This is a genomic window from Pseudonocardia humida (genome assembly GCF_023898865.1).
Taxonomy (GTDB): Bacteria; Actinomycetota; Actinomycetes; order Mycobacteriales; family Pseudonocardiaceae; genus Pseudonocardia; species Pseudonocardia humida.
The window spans coordinates 116301-142720 of sequence record NZ_JAGSOV010000024.1; the positions used below are offsets into that span (position 1 = coordinate 116301).

A 26420-nucleotide genomic window follows, 5' to 3' on the forward strand; every position below is an offset into this window, starting at 1 on the left:
GAGCGAATTAACGGCGACGGGCCGCGTACGCCGCGCGCGGCTACCGTGGAGATCCATGGTCGAGACAGCGGACGTGGTCGTGATCGGCGGCGGCATCGCCGGGGCTTCGGTGGGCTACGAGCTCGCCGCCACCCGGCGCGTCGTGCTGCTGGAGGCCGACCGGGCCCTCGCCCGCCACTCCACGGCCCGCTCCGCGGCGACCTACATCCCCGGCCACGGCGTGCCCGAGGTCCGCGCGCTGATCGCGGCCAGCGGCCCGCGGTTCGCCGCGCTGGCCGCCGAGCTGGGGGCGCCGCCGCTGCTGAGCCGCCGCGCGGTCCTGCACGTGGCCCTCGACGCCGAGGGTGAGCGCGTGCTCGCCGCCGACCTGGCCGAGCAGGCGGGGGAGCCGGCCGCTCCGCGGCCGCTGGAGCCGGGGGAGGCCGAGCGGCGCTGCCCGGCGCTGGCCCCGGGCGCGGTGCGCGCGGCGGCCGTCGTCGAGGAGGCCGCCGACATCGACACCGAGGCGCTGCACCAGGCCTACGTGCGCGGGCTGCGCGCCCGCGGCGGCCGCGTGCGCTCGGCGGCGCCGGTGCGCGCCGTCGACCGGACCGCCGACGGGTGGCGGGTGCGGGCCGGCGCCGACCTCGTCGTCGACTGCGCCGAGGTCGTCGACGCGGCGGGCGCGTGGGCCGACGAGGTGGCCGGGCTGGCCGGTGTGCCGCGGGTGGGGCTGCGCCCGCTGCGCCGCACGATCGCGGTGGTCGCGGTGCCCGACCCCGCCCGCCTGCGCGGCCCCGACCCGGTGCTGCCGATGGTCTGCGAGGCCGCCGAGCGGTTCTACTTCAAGGCCGAGACGACCGCGGCCGGGCCGGCGCTGCTGTGCAGCCCGGGCGACGAGACGCCGGTCGACCCCCACGACGCGCGCCCCGACGAGCTGGACGTGGCCACGGCCCTGGAGCGGGTGGAGGCCGCGACCGGTCTGGGTCTGCGCTCGGTGCGCACCAGCTGGGCCGGGCTGCGCTCCTTCGTGGCCGACCGCAGGCCCGTCGTCGGGGCGTGGGGCGAGCACCCGGGGTTCTGGTTCTTCGCGGCCCAGGGCGGGTTCGGCATCGAGTCGTCCCCGGCGCTGGCCGCGTTCGGCGCCGCGGTGATCACCGGGGCGCCGGTGCCCGTCGACGTCCCGGTCGCGGCGTCCGCGCTGCTGCCCGACCGGCTCGCGCGCGCGGCGCGGCCGGCCCCCCGCACGTAAGCTCGCGCTTACAGAACTGATCACGAAGGAGCACGGTGACCGCCACCACACTGGAACTCTTCGAGGGCGCCTTCTGGCGCGACCCCTACCCCGCCTACGCCGGGCTGCTCGCCGAGCACCCCGTGCGCAAGGTGCGGATGGGCGACGGCGAGGTCTGGTTCATCAGCCGCCACGCCGACGTGCGGGCCGCGCTCGCCGACCCGCGGCTGAGCAAGGACTGGCGCTACACGCTGCCCCCCGAGCAGCGGGCCGAGCACCCGGCCACCCCGATCCCGATGATGATCCTGATGGACCCGCCGGAGCACACCCGGCTGCGCAAGCTCGTCTCGCGCTCGTTCACCCTGCGCCGGATGGAGGCGCTGCGCCCGCGGGTCGCCGAGATCGCCCGCCGGCTCATCGACGACCTGCCGGCCGACGGCCCGGTCGACGTGATGTCGCGCTACGCGTTCATGCTGCCGGTGCTGGTGATCTGCGAGCTGCTCGGCGTGCCCGCCGAGGACCGCGACGACTTCGCGGCCTGGTCCAACGACATGGTCGACTCCGCCGACCGCTCCGAGGGCATGGCGAACGACTCCTCGGCGAAGCTCTACGGGTACCTGTCCGAGCTGATCGCGGCCAAGCGGGAGAACCCCGACGACGCGCTCATCTCGGCGCTGATCGAGGTGGCCGACGACGACGGCGACCGGCTCTCCGAGCCCGAGCTCGTCGCGATGGCGATGATGCTGCTGATCGCCGGCCACGAGACCACGGTCAACCTCATCGGCAACGGGCTGCTGGCCCTGCTCACCCACCCCGACCAGCGGGCCCTGCTGCGCGAGCGGCCCGAGCTGATCGGCTCGGCGGTCGAGGAGTTCCTGCGCTGGGACTCCCCGGTGCACACCACGCCCGCCCGGTTCGCCGTCGAGGACGTCGAGTACAGCGGGGTGACCATCCCCGCGGGTTCGGTGGTGGTGCTCTCGCTGGCCGCGGCCAACCGCGACGAGCGGCGCACCGCGGACGCCGCCGAGCTGCGCATCGACCGCGACGCCTCCGGGCACGTGGCGTTCGGCCACGGCCTGCACCACTGCCTCGGCGCGCAGCTGGCCCGCATCGAGGGCCAGGAGGCGATCGGCGCGCTGATCGCCCGCCGCCCCGACCTCGCGCTGGCCGTCGACCCGGACGAGTTGGTCTACCGGCGAAGCACCCTCGTGCGCGGGCTCAAGCAGATGCCCGTCGTGCTCGGGGCCGACGTCGGGGAGCCCCCACCCTCGGCGTGATCTTCCGTTCGTCCGGCCGGGCTTCCGACGATCATCGGTACCCGGTTGCTCCGGCCGGACGGCCGCGATCGCCCGCGTACGGTGACGCCCCATGAGCAGCGCCCTCCTCGATCCACTGTTCGGGGCCGACCGGGTCACCGCCCGGCTCGACGACGCCGCATGGGTGGCCGCGCTGGTGGCGGTGGAGGTCGCGCTGGCCCACGCCGCGGCCGAGCACGGCGTCATCCCGGCGGTCGACGCCGAGCGGATCGAGGCGGCCGCGGCGGCGCTGGACGTCGACACCGCCGAGCTCGGCCGGCAGGCGGTCGAGGGCGGCAACCCGGTGATCCCGCTGGTCCGGATGCTGCGCGCGGCGGCCGGTGCCGCCGGGTCCTCTGTGCACCCCGGCGCCACCAGCCAGGACGTGATGGACACCGCGGCCGTGCTGCTCACCGGGTGGGCGGGGGAGGTCGTGCTGGACGACCTGCTCGGCGCGGCCGACGCCGCCGCCGCGCTGGCCGCCGCCCACCGCGACACCCCGATGATCGCCCGCACGCTCGGCCAGCAGGCGGTGCCGACCACGTTCGGGCTGGTCGCCGCGGGCTGGGCGGCCGGCCTCGACCGGGCCCGGCTCGGCCTGGCCACCGTGCTGGCCGGGCTGCCCGCGCAGTGCGGGGGAGCCGCGGGCACGCTGGCCGCGCTGCACCCGCACGGGCCGGCCGTGGCGGCCTCACTGGCCCGCAGGCTGGCCCTGGCCGAGGCGGCGCTGCCGTGGCACACCGAGCGCAGCCGGATCGGCGAGCTGGCCGGGGCGCTCGCCGTCGCCGCGGGGGCGTGCGCGAAGCCGGCCACCGACGTCGTGCTGCTCGCCGGCACCGAGCTGGGCGAGGTGTCCGAGGCGGCGCCGGGCGACTCGTCGTCGATGCCGCACAAGCGCAACCCGATCGCCGCGGTCACGGCCAGGGCCGCGGCCCGGCGGACGCCCGGCCTGGCCGCGACGCTGCTCGCCGCGGCCGACCACGAGCACCAGCGCGCGGCAGGCGCGTGGCACGCCGAGTGGCAGACGCTGTCCGACCTGCTCGCGGCCACCGGTGGCGCGGCGTCGCGGCTGCGGACGTCGCTGACCGGGCTGGAGGTGCACCCGGAGCGGATGGCGGCCAACCTCCCGCGCCGGCGCAAGCCGGCGGCCGGGCTCTTCGAGTCGCCGTCGGACGACACCGGCCCCGTGCTCGACGGACCGGAGGGCACCGGGCACGCTGGCGAGCTGGTCGACCGGTTCCTGGCCGACCGGACGGGCTTCGCCCCGCCGGAGCCCGACGTCAGCGGGTGAGCCCCAGCCCCATTGCGGACCGGAAGTGACCGCTGAGGGTCCTAGCGTGGGGCCATGGCTGATGACGTGGACCGGTACCCGCACGGCGTCCCCTGCTGGATCGACACCACCCACCCGGATGTGCCGGGCGCGGCGCGCTTCTACCGGGGCCTGTTCGGCTGGGACGTCCGCGAGACCCCGGCGGGACTCGTGGCCCGCATCGACGGGCACGACGTGGCCGGCATCGGCGGGCCGCCGGGCGGGCCGGCGGAGCCCGGCTGGACCACCTACATCCGGGTCGACGGCGCGGACGACGCCGTGGCCGCCGTGCGCCGGGCCGGCGGGCGCGTGCTGGCCGAGCCCTCCGACGTCGAGGGCGCCGGTCGGACCGCGACCGTCGCCGACCCGTCCGGCGCGGTGTTCCGGCTGTGGGAGGCCCGGGGCAGGCGCGGGGCCGAGGTGGTGAACGACGGGGCCGACGGCGCCTGGAACTGGAGCAACCTGCAGACCCCCGACCCGGCCGGCGCCCAGGCCTTCTACGCCGCCGTGTTCGGCTGGCGGGCGGTCCCGCTCGGACCGTCGTCGATGTGGGTGCTCCCCGGCTACCGCGAGGTCCTGGAGCGGTTCTACCCGGGCCTGCGCGAGCGCCACGAGGCGCAGGGCGTCCCGGACGACTTCTCCAACAGCGTGGGCTGGGTGCTCGAGGGCGCGGACGCGCGCTGGACGGTCACCTTCGCCGTCGCCGACACCGACCGGACGGTGGAGCGGGCCGTGGCCCTCGGCGCGACCGTGCGCGTGGCGCCCCACACGGTGGACCCGGTGCGCACGGCCGAGCTGACCGACCCGCAGGGCGTCGCGTTCACCGTCAACACCTACCAGCCGGGTCGTGGGTGAGTGTCGGGGTCAGGGCCGGATCCACTCACGACCCCTACAGCCAGCCGCGGTCGCGGGCCAGGCGCGCCGCCTCGATGCGGTTGCGCACCCCGAGCTTGGTGATCGCGGTCGACAGGTAGTTGCGCACGGTGCCCTCGGCCAGGTGCAGACGCGCGGCGATCTCGCCGTTGGGCAGGCCGTCGGCGGCCAGCCGCAGGACGTCGCGCTCGCGGTCGGTCATCGGGTCGGCGGAGTCCCACGCGGCCATGGCCAGCTGCGGGTCGACCACGCGCTCGCCGGCGTGCACCCGGCGGACCACCCCGACCAGCTGGTCGATCGGGGCGTCCTTGAGCACGTAGCCGGCCACCCCGCTGTCCATCGCCCGGCGCAGGTAGCCCGACCTGGCGAAGGTCGTGACGATCACGACGCGGGCCCGGTGGCCGTCGCGGCGCAGCGCGGCGGCCACGTCCAGCCCGCTAATCCCGGGCATCTCCACGTCGGTGACCAGCACGTCCGGGTCGTGCTCCAGGACGGCGGCCAGCGCCTTGTGCCCGTCGGTCGCGGTGGCCACCACGTCCAGGTCGGGCTCCAGGCGCAGCAGCGCGGCGAACGCGCCCAGCACCATGCCCTGGTCCTCGGCCAGCACGACGGAGATCGTCACGTGGCGACCGACCGGGGCAGGGTGACCAGCAGCGCGGTGCCGCCGTGCAGGGAGCGCCGGACCTCGCCGCCGAGCGCGGCGATCCGCTCCCGCATGCCGGTCAGGCCGTTGCCGTCGCGGCCGCCGCCGACGCCGTCGTCGGTGACCTCCAGGGACACCTCCCCGCCCTCGCCGCGCAGGCTGACCACGCACCGGGTGGCCCCGGCGTGGCGCACCACGTTGGTCACCGCCTCGCGCAGCGCCAGCCCGAGCGCCGACTCCGCGGACGGGGTGAGGACCAGGTCGGGGTCGCGGGTGCTGGCCAGCTCGACGCCGGCCGCGGTCAGGGCCTCGCGGGCGGCCTCCAGCTCGGCGCCGAAGTCGACCTGGCGCCAGCCGCTGACGGTGGCCCGCACCTCGGTCAGCGCCTCCCGGGCGGCCTTCTCGACGGCGGCCATCTCGGCGACGCCGGCGTCCGGATCGGCCGCCACGAGCCGCTGGGCCAGCTGGGAGCGCACCACGATCCCGGTCAGCGTGTGGCCGAGCAGGTCGTGCAGGTCGCGCGAGATGCGCTCGCGCTCCGCCACCGTGGCCAGGTGCTCGACCTGGGCGTTGCGGATGCTGGTGGCCCGGCCCTCGGCGTTGGCCTCGATGCAGATCAGCCCGATCACCCAGATCAGCACGGCCGACGGCCCGAAGGCCCAGAACCGCCAGGGCAACGGGATCGGCGAGAGCGCGAAGAACGCCGCAACCAACGCGGTCAGGGCGACCAACCAGCGCATCGCGACCCGGCGCGAGCGGTGGTTGCCGGCGATCCCCCCGGCGTACACGAGCAGGATGGCGCCGCCCGGGTTGAACGGCGTGACCAGCAGGGCCAGCCCGGTGGTGAGCCACTCGCCGTACTCGCGCAGCGGGCCCGGGCGCAGGTCGACGGCCAGGTAGAACGGGACGTAGACCGCCATCGCCAGCGCGCCGATCACGAACACCACCGGCTGCGGGGTGGGGTCGAACAGCGGCACGTAGAGCAGCGTGACCGTCCAGAACAGCGTGAAGAAGGTGGTCGGCGACCACCGCTTGGGCGAGCCGTCCCACCAGGCGCGCAGGGCCGCGGCGCCCCACCGCGTGGTGGGGCGCCGCAGCTGCTCCGCCGGGCCGGTCACACCCGCAGGTTACGGTAGGCGAGGCCGGCCAGAGCGGCCGCGACCACCGTGCTGACCAGCAGCGCGACCAGATGACCGAGCCCCCCGGCCCCGGTCATCTGGGCCTGCGCCAGCTGGGAGAGGTGGTAGGTCGGCAGCAGCGGGGCGATCGCCTGGACGAAGCCGGGCAGGAGCCCCGGCGGCAACCACAGCCCGGAGGCGATCGTCATCGGGAACAGGATCGCGTTCAGGATCGCCACGGTCGCGTTCGACGAGGCCACGAACCCGACGGCCAGGCTGAGCAGCGCGAACGGCAGGCTGCCCAGCAGCAGCACGCCGACCACCCGCAACCAGGTGCCCACGTCGAGCACCGGCCCGGAGATCGCCAGCGACATCGCCGAGATCGCCAGCAGGGACAGCAGGGCGTAGGGCAGCGCGGCGATCACCTTGGCCGCGACGGAGACGGCGATCGGGGTCCCGGAGACCTTCTTGACCCGCAGCCAGCCCCGGGTGCGGTCGTCGGCGACCGTCACCCCCGGGTTGACCATCATCACCGTGGCGACGGCGAAGGTCCCGTAGGTCGCCAGCATCGTCGCGGCGACCGGCAGACCGCTCGGCGAGGTGTAGCCGCCGAAGATGCCGGCGAACAGCGCGAAGAACAGCACCGGCATCAGCACCGCGAAGAACAGCGCGACCGGCTCGCGCAGGATCGCCCGCAGCCCCTCGGCGACCTCCACCCCGAGCACGCGCGCGTCGAACCCCTCGCGACGCTCCACGACCCGCTCCGTCACCGCGGTCATGCCGGCACCCCCACCATCTCGTCGTCCCGCTGGTCCTGCTGGTCGTCCGCGGTGAGGGCGAACAGGGCCTGCTCCAGGCCGGCGCCCTCCACCCGCAGGTCGGTCAGCGCGTCGTCGAGCGGGAGCCAGGCGCGCAGCACCCGCTCCGGCTCGGCGCTGGTCACCCGCACGCGCTCGCCGTCGCGCTCGGCGGTGAGCACCCCGGGCAGGGCGCGCAGCACGTCGAGGTCCACGCCGCTGCGGGCGGTGACGGTGCGGTCGGCGAGCCGCGCGGTCAGCCCGGTCGGGCTGTCCTCGGCCACGACCCGGCCGCGGTGCAGCACCACGACGCGGTCGGCCATCGACGCGGCCTCCTCCAGGATGTGCGTGGTCAGCACGATGCCGACCCCGGCGTCCCGGTGGCGGGCCAGCACCTGCCAGAACGTCCGCCGCGACGCCACGTCCAGCCCGGTGGTGGGCTCGTCGAGCAGCAGCAGCTCGGGGTCGCCGACCAGGGCCATGGCCAGCGCGACCCGCTGGCGCTGCCCGCCGGACAGCTTCGCGGACCGGCGCCGGGCCAGCTCGGTGATGCCGACCTCGGCCATCACCGGCCCGGCGGCCGCGGCCGGCCGCCCGGCCCGCACCGCCGCCCCGCGCACCAACTCGGCCACCGTGAGCGTCGTCGGGAAGCCCATCGACTGCTGCACGACGCCGAGGTGGCGGCGGGTGGCGGCCGAGCGCGGGTCGCCCCCGCGGACCCGCACCCGGCCCCGCTGGGCGATCAGCAACCCGGTGGCCAGCCCGATCAGCGTGGTCTTGCCGGCGCCGTTGGGTCCCAGCAGCGCGACGCACTCCCCGGCGGCGACGTGCAGGCCGACCCCGTCGAGCGCGGTCAGCGCGCCGTAGCGGTGCCGCAGCCCGTCCATCTCCAGTACCCGAGCGCTTCCCCGATCCATGCCGGGAACGATGCCGTCCGGCCGCGGTCGCGGGCAGTGGCCGGGATCAGGGGTTGCGGCTGACGAATGTCACGGTTGTCGGTGCCGGCGGGCAGACTGCGCGGCGTGGGCAAGCGGACACCGGCCGGGCCGACCCTGACCGTCGCGCAGCTGAACCGGGCCGTGCTGGCCCGCCAGCTGCTGCTCGACCGCGCCGAGCTGTCGCTGCCCGACGCCATCCAGCGCACCGCGGGCCTGCAGACGCAGTACGCGCCCTCGGGCTACGTGGGCCTGTGGTCGCGGGTGCGCGGGTTCCGCCGCGAGCAGCTCACCGCCGCCCTGCTGGCCGGGGAGGTCGTGCAGGGCTGGGTGATGCGCTGCACCATCCACATGGTCTCCGCGGCCGACTACCCGCCCTTCACCGAGGCCGTGCGGGAGCCGCGCAGGCGGTGGTGGCTGCACAACGCCGGCGCCGCCGCCGAGGTCGACATGGACGCGGTCGCCGACCTGGTCCGCGGCTACCTGGCCGACGGCCCGCTCAAGCAGGCCGAGATCCAGCAGCGCCTCGTCGCCGACGGGCTGCCCCGCGAGGTCTGGCAGGCCGTGCAGCTGTGGGTCGACCTCGTCCGGCACCCGTCGGCGGGCACCTGGGAGCGCCCGCGCGCCCACGTCTACGCCCTGGCCGGGCCCGACCTCGCCCCCGACCCGCCGCTCGACGTCGCCGCCTCGCGCGACCTGCTGGCCCGCCGCTACCTCGGCGCGTTCGGCCCCGCCTCGGCCAAGGACGTGGCGAGCTTCTGCGGCTGGTCGATCACCGAGGCCCGCGAGGTGCTCGCCCGCCTGGAGCTGCGCCGCTTCGCCGACGAGGCGGGCGGCGAGCTGGTCGACGTGCCCGACGCGCCCCTGCCCCCGCCCGACGCGCCCGCCCCGGTCCGCTTCCTGGGGCAGTGGGAGGCGGTCCTGCTCGCGCACGCCCGCCGCGCCCAGGTCCTGCCCGACGAGCACCGGGCCAAGGTCTTCCACACCCGCATGCCGCAGTCGGTCCGCACCTTCCTGGTCGACGGGCGGGTGGCCGGCACGTGGACGGTCGAGGGGGGCGTGCGGTGGGAGCCGTTCGAGCCGCTGGACCCGGCGCACCGCGCGGCCGTCGAGGAGGAGGCCGAGCGGCTGGTCGCGTTCCACGAGGCGCCCCTCTGAGCGGCTACACCTCCGAGCGGCTACACCTCCGCGGGCTCGGCCTCCGCCTCCTGCGCGTCATGCTGGCCCACCCGCTCGCGCAGCTCGGCCAGCGGCAGCGGACGGCTGCGGGTGACCGTCGCCGCCGCGGCCACCGGCAGCGCGACGAACGGGTAGACCCGGTCGAGCCGGCTGATCCCCGCGCACGCCTCCTCGCAGAACCGCAGCACCCGCTCCGGCGCCCAGGACGGCAGCACGGCCAGGAAGTCCTCCTCGCCCAGGCGCACCAGCCGGTCGCCCTCGCCGAGCAGGTCCTGCACGCAGCCGGTCACCCCGGCCAGCGCGTCGGTCGCGGCGCGCAGCCCGAACTGCTCCCGCAGCCCGGCCAGGCCGGAGATCCGCAGCAGGGCCAGGCCGACCGGCAGGCTGCCGCCGAGACCGGCGGTCCAGCGGTGCAGGAACCGCTCGGTGTACAGGCCGGTGCGGGGGTCGCGCTCGGTGGGGTCGGTGCCCGCGGCGGCCAGCGTCGAGGCGAGGTGGGTGCGCTCGTCGACGGCCATCGCGGTGCGACCGGCCAGGAAGCGCAGCGGGACGTCCCACCAGTCCTGGTTGGGGGGCTCGGGCTCGGAGACCACGGCGTGCAGGACCTCGTCGATCCGGTCGCGCAGGTCGGGGGTCGGCCGCAGCGCCCGGCGCAGGCGCAGGACCTCGCCGTAGGCGTCGGCGCGGCGGAACGACCAGCCCGCGCGGAACCGCCTGCCCTCCTCCAGGGTGGTCGCGCCCGGGTCGACCGACTCCAGGTCGGTGGCGACCAGGGTCGCCCCGCCGCGCGGGCCGAGCACGGTGACGCTCCACTCGCGGGCCAGCTCGTCCGTGCTCGGGAACAGGCAGTGCCGCACGCCGGGCGGCAGCCGCGGCGGGAGGTCCTCGGCCAGCCCGACGACGGTGACCGCGCCGCGCGCGGCGATGTCGCGGTAGACGGCCTCCTCGCGGGCGAAGTAGGACGCCTTCTGGAACATCGCCACGACCACCAGCGGGTCGCCGGGCCGGGCGGCGAGCGCGAACTGCTCGATGGCGTGCGAGAGCTCCACGAGCACCCGCTTGCCGAACAGGTTCTGACCGGAGGTCTCCACGGGCCCACAGGCTAGCGGCCGATCGTCGCGGTCCCGGACGGCCGAACGGTCGTGCCGCGGGTGATCGCCGGAGCGTGACGACTCGTCAAATGACTGACGGCCGTCCGGGTGGCGGGGACGTAGGGTTGTCCGCACCGGAGGGTGCCGGCGGTCAACGGACGACCGGAGCGGGGCACTCCCGGCGCCGGTCCACCACCCGGCGCCGTCCCGCCGAGCACCCAGGACGCGGTCGACCCGAACCGGCCGCGACGAGGAGGGCACATGCAGCAGGGCAACACCGGTGGCGATCGCCGACGGGTCGCGGTGATCGGAGCCGGGCCGTCCGGCCTCTACGCGGCAGCCGCCCTGCTGGCCTCGGGCGAGCCGGTGAGCGTGGAGGTGCTCGACCGGCTGCCCGCCCCGTACGGCCTGGTCCGCTACGGCGTGGCGCCCGACCACGTGAAGATGAAGTCGGTCATCCGGGTGCTGCAGCGCCCGTTCGACCCGGCCGAGGTGGAGTTCCTCGGTGGCGTGCGGATCGGCGAGGGCGGGGTGCCGCTGGACGTCCTGCGCGAGCACTTCCACGCCGTCGTGCACGCCACCGGCAGCTCGCTGGACCGCGACCTCGCCATCCCGGGGGAGGACCTGCCCGGCTCCTACGGCTCGGGCCCGTTCGTCAGCTGGTACTGCGGCCACCCCGACCACGTCGGGCTGGCGCCGCGGCTGGACCACCCCGGGGTGGCGGTGGTGGGTGCGGGCAACGTGGCGCTGGACGTGGCCAGGGTGCTCGCCCGCGACCCCGAGGAGATGGCCGCCACCGACGTCCCCGACCCGGTGCTCGACGTCCTGCGCGCCAGCGCCGTGCGCGACGTGCACGTGCTGATCCGGCGCGCCCCCCAGCACGTCCGGTTCACCCCCGCCGAGCTGCGCCAGATCGGCGAGCTGTCCGACGTCGACGTCCTGGTGCACGACGACGGCGTGCTCGCCGCGGGCGTCCCCGAGCCCGAGGACCGCCGCCAGCGCCAGAACCTCGACATCCTGCGCCGGTGGGCGGCCGAGCCGAGCACCGGTGGCAGCCGCCGCATCCACCTGCGCTTCCTGCGCAGCCCCGTGCGCCTGGAGGGCGAGGACCGGGTCCGTGCCGTGGTCGCCGAGCGCAACACCGTCTCGGCCGACGACCGGATCAGCGCGACCGGCGAGCTGGAGTCGTTCGACGTCGGGGTGGTGGTGCGGGCGATCGGCTACCGCGCCGAACCGGTGCCCGGCCTGCCGTTCGACGAGCGCACCGGCACCGTGCCCAACGAGGGCGGGCGCGTCGTGCGCGACGGGCAGCGGGTGCCCGGCGCCTACGTGACCGGCTGGATCAAGCGCGGGCCCACCGGGGTGATCGGCACCAACAAGTCCGACGCGACCGAGACGGTCGCCGCGGTGCTGGCGGACCTGCCCTCGCTGCCGGCCCCGGCGCACCCCGAGCCGGAGGCGCTGCGGGCCACCCTGGCCGCGCACGGCCTGCGGCCGGTGGACTGGACGGGCTGGCTGCGGCTGGACTCCGAGGAGGTCCGCCGGGGCGGCCTGCGCGCGGCGGAGCGGGTGAAGGTCGCGGACATGGCCGAGATGCTCGAGCACGCCCGCGGCGTGCCCGCGCGGTGATCGACCCGGGCGGGTGGCCCGCCCGGGTCGCGACGATCAGTACGGGCCGACCGAGACGACGGCCGGGAGGGCGCCGATGCGCTCGGTGAAGGTCTCCGACTCGTCGGCGGTGACCGAGACGGTGCAGAGCACCGAGCTGTACGGGACGCCGTCGTGGACCTCGACGGTGAAGTCGCGGACCGGGTATCCGCACTCGCGGAGTGCGTCGCCGACGCAGAGGACGCCGTCCATGCCGCCGGTCGTCACGATCTCGTGGCGGCGCTGCAGGCGGGGGGCGTAGGTCGAGCGGGGAGAATCGTCGAGAACAGTCATGATCGGCTCCATGGGCGGGGTGCTGCTGCGGTGTGCAGTGACCCGAGCCAGGCCTCGGTGGTGGTGGGGGATGCGCGCGCCGACGGCCTGGCTCAGCCGACGCGCGGCGGTACCGCCGCGGCGAGAGCGAGGGCGATGCGCATGCCGATCACTGTAGCGCGGGTCACGGTGGCCGCACACCCGGGCTAGCCGGAGGCAGGGGTTTCCCCTGGGTGGAGCCGAGCACCCCCACGGGTGACCCGTGGTACTGACCAGGGGTGGACGCACCGCGCCCCGCGGAGCCGGACGGCTCCGCGGGGCGCGGGGAGGTGCTTCGGCGCGGGCTGTCAGCGGCGGACCCGGCGCCGGGTGCCGACCCCGGCGAGGTGCAGGCCCACGCAGAGCAGGCCGGCCAGCATGAGGACGTCCCAGGTGATGACGTCCAGGGCGACACCGGCCAGACGGAAGATGAGGGCCAGGCCGAACAGCACCGCAGCGACGATCGCGACCATTGTCGTGTCCTCTCGAGAATCCGATTCTGCTCGGATGTGCTCGGGCGTGTTCCCGATCGAGGAACTGGTTCCCGATCGAGTGGACCTCCCAAACCGGTCGTAATCCACTCGTTGCCGGGTGCACCTGTTCGACCTGATCCACTACTCCGTTCGGCGACGAAAGCGGCGGGTTCACGCCTCCCGCAGCGCCCGGACGGCCGCTGCGAAGAGGTCCTCGCCGTGCCGGTACGGCGCGTAGAAGGAGAACCGGTCGACCGCATCGCCCCAGCGCTCCAGCACCGCCGCGCCGAGGGCGTCGGGCTCGGCGGTCACCGCGAAGGCGTCGAGCACCTCGTCGTCGACGAGCTCGCCCATCTTGCGCCAGCGCTCCGGGTCGGAGCCCTTGGAGATCCGGTTCAGCTCGGTCTGCAGCTCGCCCCAGCCGTGCAGCTCGAGCACCGCGCGGTAGGCGGGCGTGCTGCCGTAGAAGGCGATCTGCTGCTTGGTGGCCCGGGCCGCCTCGGCCATCTCCTCCTCGTTCGTCCCGGAGACGACGAACCCGCCGAAGCTGATGGAGAAGTCCGCCGGCTTGCGACCCGACGCGGCGAGGCCCTCGTGCACGATCGGCAGCGTCACCTCCCGCAGGTAGCGGGCCGTGGTGAAACCGTGCGGCTGCAGGCCGTCGCACACCTCGCCCGCGGTGCGCGTCATCAGCTCGCCGACGGCGGCCAGGTAGACCTTCGGCGGGCCCCACGGGCTCGGCTCCGGCGTGAAGAACGGCGTCATCAGCGTGTGCTGGTAGAAGTCGCCGCGGAAGTCGAGCTTCTCCCCGTCGTTCCAGGACGCCCAGATCGCGCGCATCGCCGAGACGAACTCGCGCATCCGCTTGGCCGGGCTGCTCCACGGCATGCTGAAGCGGCGCTCGATGTGCGGCTTGATCTGGCTACCCAGGCCGAGCAGGAACCGGCCCTTCGACAGCACCTGCAGGTCGTGCGCGGTACTGGCCACCGTCATCGGGCTGCGCCCGAACGCCACGGCGATGCCGGTGCCCATCGCCACCCGCTCGGTGTGCTCGGCGATCAGCATGTGCGGCAGGAACGGGTCGTGCGAGGTCTCCGCGGTCCACAGCCCGTCGTAGCCCGCCTCCTCGCGCCCGCGGACCTCGGCGGCCAGCTCGGCCAGCCCGGTGCTGCGCACCCCGATGTCGACCTTCATCGGCCGCTCCTCCTCGCCGTCGAATTCGGTGTCCTCTTGATGATGCGCGACGCGCACGCGGGGCGACAGGGGCGCGCCGGTAGCGTCGCGGGCCGTGATGAGCACAGGGGTGCAGCGGCGTGCGACGCGCCCGCGGAGGGCCCTCGGGATCGCTGTGGGCGCGGCGGCAGTGGCGCTGCTCGGGCACGCGGTGGTGCTGGCGATCTGGCCGGACGCCCACACCCTGCTGATCGACCTGGAGGTATACCGGGCGGGCGGGCGGTACCTGCTCGACGGGCGCCCCCTCTACGAGCACGGCGTCGTGCTCGACCTGCTGCCCTTCGTCTACCCGCCGGTCGCCGCGGTCCTGTTCGCCCCGCTGGCCCTGCTGCCGCTGGCCGTGCTGAAGGTCCTCTGGACCGCGCTCGGGCTGGGGCTGCTGGCTCGGGTCGCCCACCGGTGCGCGCGGGCCGTCGGGGTGCCGTCCGGGGCGCCGGCCGCGGCCGTCGTCGTGCTGGTGACGGCCGCGACGACCTGGCTCGACCCGGTGCGCACCACGCTCTACCTCGGCCAGATCAACATCGTGCTGCTCGCCCTGGTGGTCCTCGACCTGCTGGGCAGGCGGGAGAGCCGGTGGCGCGGCGTCGGCCTCGGCCTGGCCGCCGCGGTGAAGCTCACCCCGTTGCTGTTCGTCGCCTACCTGCTGCTGCGCGGGCGGTACCGGGCCGCGGCGACGGCCGTGGGCACGTTCGCCGCCGCCGGGGCCGTCGGGTTCGCGCTCGCCCCCGCCGACTCGGTCACGTACTGGCTGCGCGGCACCTTCGCCGCCGCCGACCGCATCGCCGCCGTCGACGGCGACGCCAACCACTCGGTGAACGGCCTGGTGGCCCGCCTGCTCGGGCCCGGCCCGGTGGCCACGGTCGTCTACCTGGCCTGCGCGGCCCTCCTCGTGGCGGCGACCCTGGCGCTGGCCGTGTGGCTGGCCGCACGGGGCGAGGAACTGCTCGCGGTGAGCCTGTGCGGGCTCTGCTCGGCCGCCGCGGCGCCGTTCGCGTGGTCGCACCACTGGGTGTGGGTGGTGCCGCTGCTGGTGGCGCTGGCGGCGCGGCGGGAGTGGGTCGGGCTCGGCGTGGTCACCGGGACGACGCTGGCGGTGATCACGGCGCTGCCGGGGCCGCTGGTGGGGCCGATCCCCAGCACGGGGGTGATCTCGTTCTTCCCGGACGCCTACCTGGTGCTCTTCGTCGCGGTGCTCGGGCTGGTGGGGGTGCGGAGCGGGGCCGGCCGGGGGCCGGGAACGCGGGAGGGCCCCGCCGCGAACGGCGGAGCCCTCCCGGCGAGCAGTGCCTGATCAGTCGGTCAGGTCCTTCGGTCGCCCGGCGTCCGGACGGCCGGCGAGGGCCTGGCGCTCCTCGACCCGGCCCACGCGGTTGGCGTCGCCGTCGTCGCCGCGGTTGCGGGCGGCCTCGAGGGCCTCCTCCTCGCGGCGCGCCTGCTCCAGGGCCGCCGTCTGCTCCGGCGGGTCCGGGGTGAGCAGCGAGCCAGGGACCGGCGCCCCGCCCATGCCCAGCTGGTTCATCCGCTTGGGCACCGGGGCGCCCTGGTACTCCAGCGGGATGGCGTGGCCGTGGTCGTCGACGCCGGCCAGCGGCTGGTGCACCTCGATGAACTCGCCGTGCGGGAGCCGCTTGATGATGCCGGTCTCGATGCCGTGCTCGAGCACCGCGCGGTCGCCGCGCTGCAGGCCCAGGCAGATCCGGTAGGTCACCCAGTAGGCGATCGGCGGGACCACCAGCAGCCCGATCCGACCCATCCACGTCGTGGCGTTGAGCGACACGTCGAAGAAGTAGGCGAACCAGTCGTTGGCCGAGGAGACCAGCAGCACGAAGTAGAACGCGATGGCCATGACGCCCAGCGACGTCCGGACCGGCACGTCCCGCGGCCGCTGCAGCAGGTTGTGCAGGGCGTTGTCCTTGGTGAAGCGCCGCTCGATGGACGGGTAGGCCCCGGCCAGGACGAAGATGACGGGCAGGAAGCCCGCCGTCGGGATGAACGTCGCCGGGATCGTGTAGTCCCCGATCGTGAACTCCCACGCGGGCCAGAGCCGGGCCATGCCGTCGGACCAGCCCATGTAGAAGTCGGGCTGGGAGCCCGCGGAGACCTGCGACGGGTTGTAGGGCCCGATGTTCCAGATCGGGTTGATCTGGAACAGGCCCGCCATGAGGCCCATGACACCGACCGAGACGGCGAAGAAGGCGCCGCCCTTGGCCGCGAACGCCGGCAGGATGCGGACGCCGACGACGTTCTTCTCGGTGCGGCCGGGGCCGGGGAACTGGGTGTGCTTCTGGTACCAGACCAGGCCCACGTGCGCGGCGATGAGGGCCAGCAGGATGCCCGGCAGCAGCAGCACGTGCACGATGTAGAGCCGCGGGATGATCTCGGTGCCGGGGAACTCGCTGCCGAACAGGATCCAGTTCGTCCAGGTGCCGATCACCGGGACCGAGAGCGTGATGCCGGAGGCGATCCGCAGCCCCGTGCCGGAGAGCAGGTCGTCGGGCAGGGAGTAGCCGGAGAAGCCCTCGAAGGTGCCGATGAAGATCAGCAGGATGCCGATGATCCAGTTGGCCTCGCGCGGCTTGCGGAACGCGCCGGTGAAGAACGTCCGGAACATGTGGGCGAACATCGAGGCCATGAACAGCAGCGCGGACCAGTGGTGGATCTGGCGGACGAACAGCCCGCCCCGGTACTCGAACGAGATCTCCAGCGCGCTCTCGTACGCGCGGCTCATGTGCACGCCGCGGAGGTTGTCGAACGGGCCGTTGTAGGTGACCTCGACCATCGACGGGTCGAAGAACAATCCCAGGTAGGTGCCCGACAGCAGCAGCACGATGAAGCTGTACAGCGCGATCTCACCGAGCATGAACGACCAGTGCGTGGGGAAGACCTTGTTGAACTGCTTCCGCAGGCCGGCCGCCGGGTGGTAGCGCTGGTCCAGCTCGTCGAGGGAGGAGGCGGCCCTGGCCTTCAGGCCGCCGCTGGAGGTGGTGGGTGTCGTTATTGAGCTCATGACCCGTGGATCTCCCAGAAGGACGGCCCGATGGCCTCGGGGAAGTCCCCCGTGGCTACGAGGTAACCCTCGTCATTCACTGTAATGGGCAGTTGGGGGAGCGGGCGCGCCGCCGGACCGAAGACCGGCTTGGCGTACTCGGTGGCGATGAACTGCGACTGGTGGCACGGGCAGAGGATCCGCTGGGTCTGCGACTCGTAGAGCGAGGTCGGGCAGCCCAGGTGCGTGCAGATCTTGGAGAAGGCGTAGTAGTCGCCGTAGTGGAAGTCCTCCTGGCCCTCCCGCAGCACCACCGGCGTGCCCGGGCGCAGGCGGATCAGCATGACCGGGTTGTCCGCCCGGCGCAGCGCCCGGATCAGCGCCTCCTCGTCGCCGCGCTCGGACTCGCGGAACGGGAACACCGTCATCATCGAGCCCGGGTCCTGGTCCTCGGGGCGGACCAGGGCGATCTCGTGCGGGTCGCCGGTGTCGTAGCGCAGGTAGACCGTCTCACCGTTGACCGGCTTCCATCCGGTCACCCACAGCGCCGCCTCCTCGCGGCCCTTCCACGGGTCGCGGACGAGCGGGGCGACCGCGGCCAGGCCCAGCCCGAGGCCGAAGACGCCCGCCGCGAGACCGGCGGTGCGCTTGATCAGCGAGCGGCGGGCGATGTCGGTGTCCTTGCCCGCCTTGGCCAGCTGGGCCATGACCGTGCGGCGGGCGACCTCATCGGACGCGCCGTCGTGGCGCTGCTGCACCGAGACCTCGTCCGGGAAGAACTTCTTCACGTACGAGATGACGCCGATGCCCAGGGCCAGCACGGCCATGCCGAAGGTGAAGCCGACCAGCGGCGTGTAGTACGAGTACAGCGCGTAGCCGGGGTCGCCGGGGGCCTTGTACTCGAACGGCCAGAACAGGAAGACCCCGATGAAGGCGACCGCGCTCAGCGCCGAGATCAGGAACCACATCGCCACCGCGCGCTCGGCGCGCTTCTCGGCGCGGGTGCCCGGGATCGGGAACTTGCGCTGGTTGTGGACGATCTCGACGTCGTCGAGGTTGGCCGCGAGGGTCGCCAGCTGCTCCTGGTCCATGTCGGCCAGCTCGGCGGCGGACGGCGTGCGCGGCGGGTGCGGGTTCTCCGCGCCCAGCGGTGGTGGGTCGTGGCGCGAGGTGGTCATGACTTGGCTCCCAGCCAGAGTGCGAAGCCGATCATGCCGGCGAGGCCGACGATGAAGGCGATCAGGCCCTCGGAGACGGGGCCGATACCGCCCAGCGGGTTGCCGCCGGGGTTGTTGTTCTCGCCCCGGACGGACTCGACGTAGGCGATGATGTCCATCTTCTCCTCCCGCGTGAGCTGGCGGTCGGAGAACTTGGGCATGTTCTGCGGGCCGGTGAGCATGGCCGCGTAGATGATGTCCGGCTCGGCCGGGTCGAGCGACGGGGCGTACTTGCCCGACGACAGCGCACCGCCGCGGCCGGTGAAGTTGTGGCAGGACGCGCAGTTGAGGCGGAACAGCTCGCCCCCGCGGGCGGGGTTCTCGCCGATCAGCTGCTCGCCCTCCCTGGTGGGCAGGGTCGGGCCGCCGCCGTTGGCCTGGATGTAGGCGCCCAGCGCCTCCAGGTTCGCGGCGCCCTCCTCGGTGTTCGGGTCGAACTGCGGGACCGGGGGCTTGCGGTGCGCCTGGGCCTCCTGGCGGGCCAGCGGCATCCGGCCGGTGGAGACCTGGAACCAGACCGCGGCGTCGCCGACGCCGATCAGGCTCGGACCACGGTCCTGCACGCCCTGCAGGTTGCCGCCGTGGCAGGTGATGCAGGCGTTGTTGTAGAGCTGCTGACCCTGTGCGATGAGCGCGGTGTCCTCGCTCTGCGCCTGCGCCACGTTGGCGGCCGGGGTGAGCGCCACGTACGCGCCACCCGCGACGAGCAGCCCGATGCCCAGCGCGGCCGCGCCGGCGATCCGCCGGCGGAACCGGGTGCGGGGCCCTCTGCCGGCACTGGGCTGCGGCGTCGGGGGAGGGGGTGTGGTGGTGGTCATCGGTGCGTCTTCTCGCCCTCGACGGTCAGCGGATGAAGTAGATGACGGCGAACAGGCCGATCCAGACGACGTCGACGAAGTGCCAGTAGTACGACACGACGATCGCCGCGGTGGCCTGCTGCGGGGTGAACTTGCTGAGCTTGGTGCGGATCATCAGGTAGACGAACGCGACCAGCCCGCCGGTGACGTGCAGACCGTGGAAGCCGGTGGCGAGGTAGAAGACCGTGCCGTAGGCCCCGGACGAGATCGTGGTGCCCTCGTGGACCAGCTGGACGTACTCGTACACCTGCCCCAGCACGAAGAACGTGCCCATCGCCAGGGTGATCATGTACCAGCGGCGCAGCCCGAACACGTCGCCGCGCTCCGCCGCGAACACGCCGAACTGGCAGGTGAACGACGAGGCCACCAGGACGATCGTCACCGCCAGCGCGTACGGCACGTTGAGGTGGGTGGGCTCCGGCGGCCAGCCCTCGGTCGGGGCCACCTGCGCGCGCGCGGTGAAGTAGATCGCGAAGAGCCCGGCGAAGAACATCAGCTCGCTGGACAGCCAGACGATCGTGCCAACGCTGACCAGGTTCGGGCGATTCAGCGAGTGGATGCGCGCGCTGATCGTGGGGGCGGCTGTCGTCACCGGGGCATTATGACCCCCGGCCAACTTCTACGGCCTGTCGGGGACGGTGTTTCTTCTACAACATGTCGGGGGTGGCGTGCCGCCCTGTGCCGCCGGGTGCCGACGGCCGGGGACCCGGCCCGGTTCCCGGGCGTGCGGTCTAGAGTTCGGGCCGTGAGCAGCCCCGTCGCCCGCCCTGGCCTGACCGTGCTGGTGTTCAGCCACCGACCCGAGGTCAGGGAGGCCATCACCACGGCCGTCGGCCGTCGGCCGGCGGCCGACCTGGGCCGCGTCAGCTTCCTGGAGGCGAGCGGGATCGCCGAGGTGCTGGCCGCCGCCGACGCCGGCCGCATCGACCTGGCCATCCTCGACGGCGAAGCGCAGCCCACCGGGGGGATGGGGATCTCGCGGCAGCTGAAGAACGAGATCGACGACTGCCCGCCCATCATCGTCACCGCCCGCCGCCGCGACGACCGCTGGCTGGCCACGTGGTCGCAGGCCGACGCGGTGCTGGTGCACCCGCTCGACCCGCTGACCGCCGCCGAGACCGTCGCCGACGTGCTGCGCCGCGCCGGCAGCGGCGCCGACGCCGCCCTGCGCGGCTGACCGGACCGTGGGCGACGCGCTGAGCTGGCCGGGGCTGCTGCGGCGGCTGCTGAGCGGCGAGAACCTGTCCACCGAGGACACGGCCTGGGTGATGGACCGGGTGCTGTCCGACGAGGCGAGCCCGGTGCAGCTGGCCGGGTTCCTGGTCGCGCTGCGGGCCAAGGGGGAGACCCCCGACGAGGTCGCCGGGCTGGCCGCGGCGATGCTGCAGCACGCCCGGCGCGTGGACGTGCCGGTGCGCGCGGTCGACGTCGTCGGCACCGGCGGCGACCAGGCCAACACCGTCAACATCTCGTCGATGGCCGCCGTCGTGGTGGCGGCCGCCGGGGTGCCGGTGGTCAAGCACGGCAACCGGGCGGCGTCGTCGGCCACGGGCACGGCCGACGTCCTGGAGGCGCTCGGGATCGCGATCGACCTGCCGTCGGACGGCGTCGCGGCCTGCGTGGCCGAGGTCGGCATCGGGTTCTGCTTCGCCCGGGTGTTCCACCCGGCCATGCGCCACGCCGGCCCGGTGCGCGCCGAGCTCGGCGTGCCGACCGCGATGAACCTGCTCGGTCCGCTGACCAACCCGGCGCAACCGGCCGCGGGCCTGGTGGGCTGCGCCGACTCCCGGCTGGCCCCGGTGATCGCCGAGGTGTTCGCGTCGCGCGGCGCGTCGGCGCTGGTCGTGCGCGGCGACGACGGCCTCGACGAGCTGACCACCACCACGACGAGCACTGTCCGGGTGGTGGGCGACGGCGAGGTCCGCACGTTCTCGCTCGACCCGAGCGCCTTCGGGATCGCCCCGGCCACCCGCGAGGACCTCCGCGGTGGCGACGCCGCGGCCAACGCCCGGGCCTTCCGCGACGTCCTCGCCGGCGGCCCCGGCCCGGTGCGCGACGCCGTGCTGCTGAACGCGGCCGGCGCGGTGGTGGCCTTCGACGGGCCGCACGCCGACCCGCTGGCCGCCTTCCCCGCCGCGCTCGACCGGGTGGCGGCGGCCGTCGACTCCGGTGCGGCCACCCGGCTGCTCGCCCGGTGGGCCGAGTTCTCGACCGCCCGTCGCAGGTGACCTGCATCACCTGACGGCGCAGTGGGTGGTCCGACAGGGTGAACCGCCGGAGTCACCGGCTGTGACCCTACGGTTTCGGCGCCGACGGGTCGCCCACGACGGGAGCTGCCGCGTGTCCGAGGACCACCGGGTGGATCTGCGCACCGACGTGCCACACGGTGCCCGCATCTGGAACTACTGGCTGGGCGGCAAGGACAACTTCGCGGCCGACCGCGCGGTGGGCGACGCCGTGAAGGCGGCCGCCCCCGCCGTCGCCGACTACGCCGTCCGGTCGCGTGGCTTCCTCGCCCGCGCGGTGCGCTGTCTGGCCGAGTCCGGCGTGCGCCAGTACCTCGACATCGGCACCGGCCTGCCGACCGCGCAGAACACCCACGAGGTGGCCCAGTCCGTCGCGCCCGACGCGAAGGTCGTCTACGTGGACAACGACCCGCTCGTGCTCGCGCACGCGCGGGCCCTCCTGCGCAGCACCAGCGCCGAGGGCGACACCCTCTACGTCGACGCCGACTACCGGCGCCCCGACGAGATCATCGAGGGCGCCGCAGAGCTGCTCGACCTCGACCGCCCCGTCGCCGTGCTCTTCATGGGCGTCCTCGGCTACCTCGACGACGCCGACGAGGCCCACTCCGTCGTCCACCGGGTGCTGGAGGCGGTGCCGCCGGGCAGCTACCTCGCCCTGTGGGACGGCACCGACACCAGCCCGATGATCCGCGCGGCCGCCGCCGTCCAGGCCGGCATGGGCTCGCCGTACCGGCTGCGCCGCGTCGACCAGATCGAGCGCTGGTTCGACGGCCTGGAGCTGGTCGAACCTGGGCTGGTGCCGATCACCAGCTGGCGGCCGGCCGACCCCGCCGACGGGCCGGTCGGGCCCATCGACGCCTACGGCGGGGTCGCCCGCAAGCCGGCCTAGTCCAGCCCGACGGAGAACGCGGCCTCGGTGTCGCGCTGGCTGTAGGACCGGAACGCGATGTGGGTGTCGGTGCTGCGCACGCCGTCCACCTTGCTCAGCCCGCCGGCGATCACGTCGGCCAGCTGCTCGTGCTCGCGGACCCGGACGATCGCCACCAGGTCGACGTCACCCGCGCAGGAGTAGACCTCGGAGACGCCGTCGAGGTCGGCGATGGCCTGGGCGGTCTCCGGGATGCGGTCGGCAGCGGTGTGCACCAGGACGAACGCGGTGATCACGGACGGCTCCTCTGGTCGTGCGGCGGGGTACGGGCGAACGCTAGTGCCCGCGGGCGCCGATGTCCGACCCTCCGGCCACCCCGGGCTGGTGTCGATCATGTTCCGGTGGTCCTCAGGCCCGGAGCGGGCCGGAGCGGGCTAGTCGAGCCCCGCCTCCTCGGGATGACCCCGCACCGGTCGCGCCCGCTCGGCCCACGGCAGCCACGACGCGGCCCCGCGGGCGGGCTCTCCCCACGCCGGGTCGGCCCGGACGAGCCGGGTGCCGCCGGTGGTGAGCCAGCGGTGCAGCAGGTGCACCTCATCGGCGGGGGCGCCGCGCAGCGGGCCGTCGCCGGGCAGGACGGTCTGCGCGCCCAGGCACAGGGCGTCGATCACCGGCATGGGGGGCACGCCGCGGCGGGCGACGCCGGCGGCGGCCAGGCGGCCGTGGCGCACGACGGCGACCTCCCAGCCGCCCGCGCCGTCGGGTCGGGCGCCCACCAGCTCGGTGATGGCGGCCAGCGCGGCCAGCCGCTGGGAGCGGTGCAGGCCCAGGATCAGGCCGGTCAGCTGGTCGCGGTGGGTGGCGGCCTTCTCGAAGCGGCCGCGCTCGCCGAGGTCGTGGACTCGGTCGGCGAGCCTGCGCAGGGCGGTGTCGTCGGCGCCGCCGGTGAGCTCGCGCAGGGCGCGCACGCCGGGTTCGTACTCCTGGGGCGTCTGCAGGCCGGCGCACGGCGCCGCGCAGCGCCCGATCTCGTGCAGCGCGCACGGCGTCGCGGCGGCGCCGCGGGCCGGGATCCGCTGGGTGCACGGGCGCAGCGGCACCGCGTCGAGCAGGGTGTCGACCGCGGAGGCGGCGGCCTGGCGGGAGCGGAACGGGCCCATCGCGCCGTCGCGGGCGGTGGTGACGACCGACAGCCGGGGGAACGCCTCGCTGGTGGGCACGACCCACCAGCCCCGGTGGGGCCGGCGCGAGCGGCGGTTGTAGCGCGGCTGGTGGGCGGCGATGAGGCGCAGCTCGCGCACCCCGGCCTCCAGCGCGTGCGCGCAGACGACGGTGTCGACGCGCTCGGCGAGCGCGACCATGTCGCGGATGCGGCGGCGGCGCTCGCCTGCGGTGAAGTAGCTGCGCACGCGGCGGTGCAGGTCGCCGCTGGTGCCGACGTAGAGCACCTCGTCGCGCGGCCCGCGGAACAGGTACACGCCCGGCGCCGACGGCACGTCGCGGGCCAGCTCGCGCTTGCGCCGCTGCCCCGACGTCGGCCGGTGCGGGGCCGACTCGCGGGTCAGCGCGAGCAGCTCCTCGAGGCTCTGCACCCCGAGGTTGCCGACCCGCTCCAGCAGCCGGTGCAGCACCTCGACGGTGGCGCGGGCGTCGGCCAGCGCCCGGTGGGTGGGGGTGGTCTCGGTGCCGAACAGCCGGGCCAGCGCCCCGAGCCGGACGCTGGGGGCCTCGTCGTGGGGCAGCACGGCGCGGGCGAGGCGGGCCGTGCACAGCACCGGCGGCCGGGGCCAGACCTGGCCGTGGCGCTCGCAGGCCGCGCGCAGGAAGCCGGAGTCGAACGGGGCGTTGTGCGCCACCAGCACGGCGCCGCGCAGGAACTCCAGCACGTCCGGCAGCACGGCGGGCAGCCGCGGCGCACCGGAGATCATGGCGGTGGTGATGCCGGTGAGCGCGACGATGTGGGGGGCGAGCCCGGTGCCCGGGTCGACCAGGGTGGCCAACTCGCCGATCCGCTCGCCGCCGCGCACCTTGACCGCGCCGATCTCGGTGATCGCGTCGGTGCGGTTGGAGCCGCCCGTGGTCTCCAGGTCGAGCACGACGAAGGTCACCTCGCGCAGCGGGGTGCCGAGCTCGTCGAAGGAGAGTTGGGGAGCGCCGCGGTTCGTTCCTTCGGGCACGGGCGCGGACGCTAACCGGCCGCACCGACAGAACCCCGACGGGCGTCGGAGCGCCCTGGATCGATCAGCCTGCCGCGCGTCATCTGTGGACCGGCCCTTACCCAAGTAACCTGGGCTGATGTCGAGCGCGGAAAGCACCCCACCCCCCGGGGTAAGGGACGTGCGCCCGACCGACGACGAGGCCGGTCCGGCCGGCCCCGAGCCCACCGACGCCCCCACCGACGCCCCCGTCGGCGCCGATGCGACCCCGGTCGACTGGGACCGCCTCCCCGACGCCGTGCGCTCCCGGCTCGCCGAGCTGGCCGCCACCGCCGTCGCGGGCATCCCACCCGCGCAGCTGCCCGTCCCGCTGCGGAGGGTGGCCCGGTTCCACCCGGCCAAGCGGGCCAAGCTCGGCGGTGCGGCGCTGGTCGCCGAGCTGTCGTGCTCGGCGGCGTTCCGGGCCGACGTGGTGGCCTGGTGGGACGAGCACCGCCCGGGCGAGCTGGCGGCCGAGCTGGCCTCCGACGCCGACGACCCGCTCACCGCGGCCGCCGCCGCGGTCCTGGTCGGCGCCCCGTCCGCGGCCCACGTCGTGTCGGCCGCCGCCCGCCGCGGCGAGGTCGGCGAGCTGCGCGCCGAGCTCGACGCCGCGCTGTCGCGGGTCGACAAGCTGACCCTCGAGCTGGAGCGGCTGCGCGGTGAGCTGGGCGAGTCGCGCAGTCGCGAGCGCTCGGCGGGCGCCCAGCGCGAGCACGAGTACCAGCAGCTGCGCAGGCGCGTGTCCGAGCAGGGCGCCCGGCTCCGTTCCGCGCTCGACGCCCGCGCCCAGGCCGAGCGGACCGTCGAAGAGGTGCGGCGCGCGGCCGGCGCCGAGCTGTCCGAGGTGCGGTCCCAGCTGGAGCGCGAGCGCGAGCGCGCCGCCGCCGAGCGGCGCCGCGCCGACCGGGCCGCGGCCGAGGTGGCAGCGGCCCGGCAGGCCGCGAGGGAGGCCCGCAAGGCCGACGAGGTGCGGCTGTCGCTGCTGCTCGACACGCTCGGCGGGGCCGTCACCGGGCTGCGCCGCGAGCTGGCGATCGGCGGCGGCGGGCCGCGCCCGGCCGACCTCGTGGCCGGGGCGACGACCGGGCGCGCCGGCGGCGCGGCCGACACCCTCGCCGCCCTGGACGCCGTGCTCAGCGTGCCGTCGGTGCACCTGATCGTCGACGGCTACAACGTCAGCAAGACCGGCTACCCCGAGCTGCCGCTGGCCGACCAGCGCGCCCGCCTCGCCGGCCAGCTGGCCGCGCTGGCCGCGCGCACCGGGGTGGAGATCACCGTCGTCTTCGACGGCGCGGGCGTGGTCACCGCGCCCACCCGCGGCGCCCGGGGCGTGCGCGTGCTGTTCAGCGACGCCGGCGTGCTGGCCGACGACGTCATCCGCGACCTCGTCGCCGCCGAGCCGCAGGGCCGTCCGGTCCTGGTGGCCACGTCCGACCGCGCCGTCGTCGACTCGGTCCGCCAGTGCGGCGCGCACACGGTGCCCTCGGCGGTCCTGCTGGGCCGGCTCGTCCGCTCCTGAGCCGCCGATCGGCACCCGCTGATCGACCGGGTGTTCGAGTCGGGCTACGAAAACTGTCGGTGGTCGGTCCTAACGTTCGGCATCGTCAACGTCACCGGACGTCGAGGAGCCGAGAATGATCATCGATTGCGACAGATGCCAGGTCCGCGGCGCGGCCTGCGGCGACTGCGTGATCGGGGTGCTGATGGGGGTCCCCGCGGTCGCGTCCGAGGAGCCGGAGGCGCCGTCCGGCGCGCCGATGGTGCAGCTCGACGCACCGGAACGCCGGGCCATCGCCGTGCTCGCAGATCAAGGCCTCATCCCGAGATTGCGACTGGTGGCCCCCGAGGCGCGCCGAGCGAGCGCCGCGGACGACTCATCGGAGTCGATGCGCGACGCAGGGTGAGATAGGGCCGGACGGCCGCGCTCGTCGTC

26 protein-coding genes are annotated in these 26420 nt (G+C 74.8%); 12 read left to right on the plus strand and 14 right to left on the minus strand.

The window, feature by feature from the left end; genetic code table 11:
• Window positions 1-55 precede the first annotated feature (55 nt).
• The 4 genes from KDL28_RS12415 to KDL28_RS12430 all read left to right on the plus strand — a co-directional run bounded on the left by KDL28_RS12415 (window position 56) and on the right by KDL28_RS12430 (window position 4669).
• Window positions 56-1231, plus strand: a complete 1176-nt coding sequence (locus KDL28_RS12415; RefSeq protein ID WP_252437974.1) for an NAD(P)/FAD-dependent oxidoreductase — start codon at window positions 56-58, stop codon at window positions 1229-1231.
• A 35-nt stretch (window positions 1232-1266) separates the two neighbouring features.
• On the plus strand, window positions 1267-2487 hold the full coding sequence (locus KDL28_RS12420; RefSeq protein ID WP_252437976.1) for a cytochrome P450 family protein: 1221 nt from the start codon (window positions 1267-1269) through the stop codon (window positions 2485-2487).
• Between the two features lie 91 nt (window positions 2488-2578).
• Window positions 2579-3796 carry a lyase family protein gene (locus KDL28_RS12425; RefSeq protein WP_252437978.1) on the plus strand — a complete coding sequence of 406 codons (1218 nt, stop codon included), beginning with the start codon at window positions 2579-2581 and terminating at the stop codon, window positions 3794-3796.
• 54 nt (window positions 3797-3850) lie between these two features.
• On the plus strand, window positions 3851-4669 hold the full coding sequence (locus KDL28_RS12430) for a VOC family protein (RefSeq protein ID WP_252437980.1): 819 nt from the start codon (window positions 3851-3853) through the stop codon (window positions 4667-4669).
• A gap of 34 nt (window positions 4670-4703) precedes the next feature.
• Here the strand turns inward: KDL28_RS12430 and KDL28_RS12435 are convergent, their stop codons facing one another.
• Genes KDL28_RS12435 through KDL28_RS12450 form a run of 4 tightly spaced genes read right to left on the minus strand, consistent with a single transcriptional unit; the run spans window position 4704 to window position 8162 of the window.
• Window positions 4704-5309: a response regulator transcription factor gene (locus KDL28_RS12435; protein ID WP_252437982.1), complete on the minus strand. Its 606-nt coding sequence runs from the start codon at window positions 5307-5309 to the stop codon at window positions 4704-4706.
• Window positions 5306-6448 (minus strand): sensor histidine kinase, encoded by a 1143-nt coding sequence (locus KDL28_RS12440; protein WP_252437984.1) that lies wholly within the window; start codon window positions 6446-6448, stop codon window positions 5306-5308. The genes KDL28_RS12435 and KDL28_RS12440 overlap by 4 nt, the downstream gene beginning before the upstream one ends.
• Window positions 6445-7227: an ABC transporter permease gene (locus KDL28_RS12445; protein WP_252437986.1), complete on the minus strand. Its 783-nt coding sequence runs from the start codon at window positions 7225-7227 to the stop codon at window positions 6445-6447. The genes KDL28_RS12440 and KDL28_RS12445 overlap by 4 nt, the downstream gene beginning before the upstream one ends.
• Entirely contained in the window at window positions 7224-8162 is a 939-nt protein-coding gene (locus tag KDL28_RS12450; RefSeq protein WP_252437988.1) for an ABC transporter ATP-binding protein, read from the minus strand. The genes KDL28_RS12445 and KDL28_RS12450 overlap by 4 nt, the downstream gene beginning before the upstream one ends.
• A 105-nt stretch (window positions 8163-8267) precedes the next feature.
• On the opposite strand from KDL28_RS12450, the gene KDL28_RS12455 reads away from it, so the two are divergent.
• A complete protein-coding gene (locus KDL28_RS12455; protein ID WP_252437990.1) occupies window positions 8268-9338 on the plus strand; it encodes a winged helix DNA-binding domain-containing protein in 1071 nt (356 codons plus the stop codon).
• A 20-nt stretch (window positions 9339-9358) separates the two neighbouring features.
• Here the strand turns inward: KDL28_RS12455 and KDL28_RS12460 are convergent, their stop codons facing one another.
• Window positions 9359-10450, minus strand: coding sequence for a DICT sensory domain-containing protein (locus tag KDL28_RS12460; RefSeq protein WP_252437992.1), 1092 nt, complete (start codon window positions 10448-10450; stop codon window positions 9359-9361).
• Between the two features lie 261 nt (window positions 10451-10711).
• Here KDL28_RS12460 and KDL28_RS12465 point away from each other — a divergent pair, with 261 nt between their 5' ends.
• Window positions 10712-12079, plus strand: a complete 1368-nt coding sequence (locus KDL28_RS12465; RefSeq protein WP_252437994.1) for an FAD-dependent oxidoreductase — start codon at window positions 10712-10714, stop codon at window positions 12077-12079.
• Between the two features lie 36 nt (window positions 12080-12115).
• On the opposite strand, the gene KDL28_RS12470 is transcribed toward KDL28_RS12465, so the two are convergent.
• From KDL28_RS12470 to KDL28_RS12480, 3 genes are all read right to left on the minus strand, one after another.
• On the minus strand, window positions 12116-12391 hold the full coding sequence (locus tag KDL28_RS12470) for a hypothetical protein (protein ID WP_252437996.1): 276 nt from the start codon (window positions 12389-12391) through the stop codon (window positions 12116-12118).
• A gap of 326 nt (window positions 12392-12717) precedes the next feature.
• Entirely contained in the window at window positions 12718-12882 is a 165-nt protein-coding gene (locus KDL28_RS12475) for a hypothetical protein (RefSeq protein ID WP_252437998.1), read from the minus strand.
• 171 nt (window positions 12883-13053) lie between these two features.
• A complete protein-coding gene (locus KDL28_RS12480) occupies window positions 13054-14076 on the minus strand; it encodes an LLM class F420-dependent oxidoreductase (protein WP_252438000.1) in 1023 nt (340 codons plus the stop codon).
• Between the two features lie 154 nt (window positions 14077-14230).
• Here KDL28_RS12480 and KDL28_RS12485 point away from each other — a divergent pair, with 154 nt between their 5' ends.
• Window positions 14231-15406, plus strand: a complete 1176-nt coding sequence (locus tag KDL28_RS12485; protein ID WP_252438002.1) for a glycosyltransferase 87 family protein — start codon at window positions 14231-14233, stop codon at window positions 15404-15406.
• Here KDL28_RS12485 and qcrB read toward each other — a convergent pair whose 3' ends face one another.
• Genes qcrB through ctaE form a run of 4 tightly spaced genes read right to left on the minus strand, consistent with a single transcriptional unit; the run spans window position 15407 to window position 19767 of the window.
• The gene (gene qcrB, locus KDL28_RS12490) at window positions 15407-17122 is read right to left on the minus strand and encodes a cytochrome bc1 complex cytochrome b subunit (RefSeq protein WP_252438004.1); all 1716 of its coding nucleotides are present in this window, start codon (window positions 17120-17122) and stop codon (window positions 15407-15409) included. It lies immediately after the preceding gene.
• The gene (gene qcrA / locus KDL28_RS12495) at window positions 17119-18279 is read right to left on the minus strand and encodes a cytochrome bc1 complex Rieske iron-sulfur subunit (RefSeq protein WP_256501333.1); all 1161 of its coding nucleotides are present in this window, start codon (window positions 18277-18279) and stop codon (window positions 17119-17121) included. Before qcrA ends, qcrB begins: the two co-directional genes overlap by 4 nt.
• On the minus strand, window positions 18276-19136 hold the full coding sequence (gene qcrC / locus KDL28_RS12500; protein ID WP_252438006.1) for a cytochrome bc1 complex diheme cytochrome c subunit: 861 nt from the start codon (window positions 19134-19136) through the stop codon (window positions 18276-18278). The genes qcrA and qcrC overlap by 4 nt, the downstream gene beginning before the upstream one ends.
• Window positions 19137-19161: 25 nt before the next feature.
• Entirely contained in the window at window positions 19162-19767 is a 606-nt protein-coding gene (gene ctaE, locus KDL28_RS12505; protein ID WP_252438008.1) for an aa3-type cytochrome oxidase subunit III, read from the minus strand.
• Between the two features lie 153 nt (window positions 19768-19920).
• Here ctaE and KDL28_RS12510 point away from each other — a divergent pair, with 153 nt between their 5' ends.
• The 3 genes from KDL28_RS12510 to KDL28_RS12520 all read left to right on the plus strand — a co-directional run bounded on the left by KDL28_RS12510 (window position 19921) and on the right by KDL28_RS12520 (window position 22310).
• Complete coding sequence (locus KDL28_RS12510; protein ID WP_252438010.1) at window positions 19921-20352, plus strand: response regulator transcription factor; 432 nt, start codon at window positions 19921-19923, stop codon at window positions 20350-20352.
• Between the two features lie 7 nt (window positions 20353-20359).
• On the plus strand, window positions 20360-21403 hold the full coding sequence (gene trpD, locus KDL28_RS12515; RefSeq protein ID WP_252438012.1) for an anthranilate phosphoribosyltransferase: 1044 nt from the start codon (window positions 20360-20362) through the stop codon (window positions 21401-21403).
• Between the two features lie 130 nt (window positions 21404-21533).
• Entirely contained in the window at window positions 21534-22310 is a 777-nt protein-coding gene (locus tag KDL28_RS12520; RefSeq protein WP_252438014.1) for an SAM-dependent methyltransferase, read from the plus strand.
• On the opposite strand, the gene KDL28_RS12525 is transcribed toward KDL28_RS12520, so the two are convergent.
• On the minus strand, window positions 22307-22585 hold the full coding sequence (locus KDL28_RS12525; protein WP_252438016.1) for an Lrp/AsnC family transcriptional regulator: 279 nt from the start codon (window positions 22583-22585) through the stop codon (window positions 22307-22309). The two genes, KDL28_RS12520 and KDL28_RS12525, sit on opposite strands and share 4 nt — an antisense overlap.
• Window positions 22586-22723: 138 nt before the next feature.
• Window positions 22724-24466, minus strand: a complete 1743-nt coding sequence (locus KDL28_RS12530) for a DEDD exonuclease domain-containing protein (protein ID WP_252438018.1) — start codon at window positions 24464-24466, stop codon at window positions 22724-22726.
• A gap of 118 nt (window positions 24467-24584) precedes the next feature.
• Between KDL28_RS12530 and KDL28_RS12535 the strand changes: the two genes are divergently transcribed.
• Together KDL28_RS12535 and KDL28_RS12540 are read left to right on the plus strand one after the other, a co-directional pair.
• Entirely contained in the window at window positions 24585-26006 is a 1422-nt protein-coding gene (locus KDL28_RS12535) for an NYN domain-containing protein (RefSeq protein ID WP_252438020.1), read from the plus strand.
• A 115-nt stretch (window positions 26007-26121) separates the two neighbouring features.
• Complete coding sequence (locus KDL28_RS12540) at window positions 26122-26391, plus strand: hypothetical protein (protein ID WP_252438022.1); 270 nt, start codon at window positions 26122-26124, stop codon at window positions 26389-26391.
• Window positions 26392-26420: the final 29 nt, after the last annotated feature.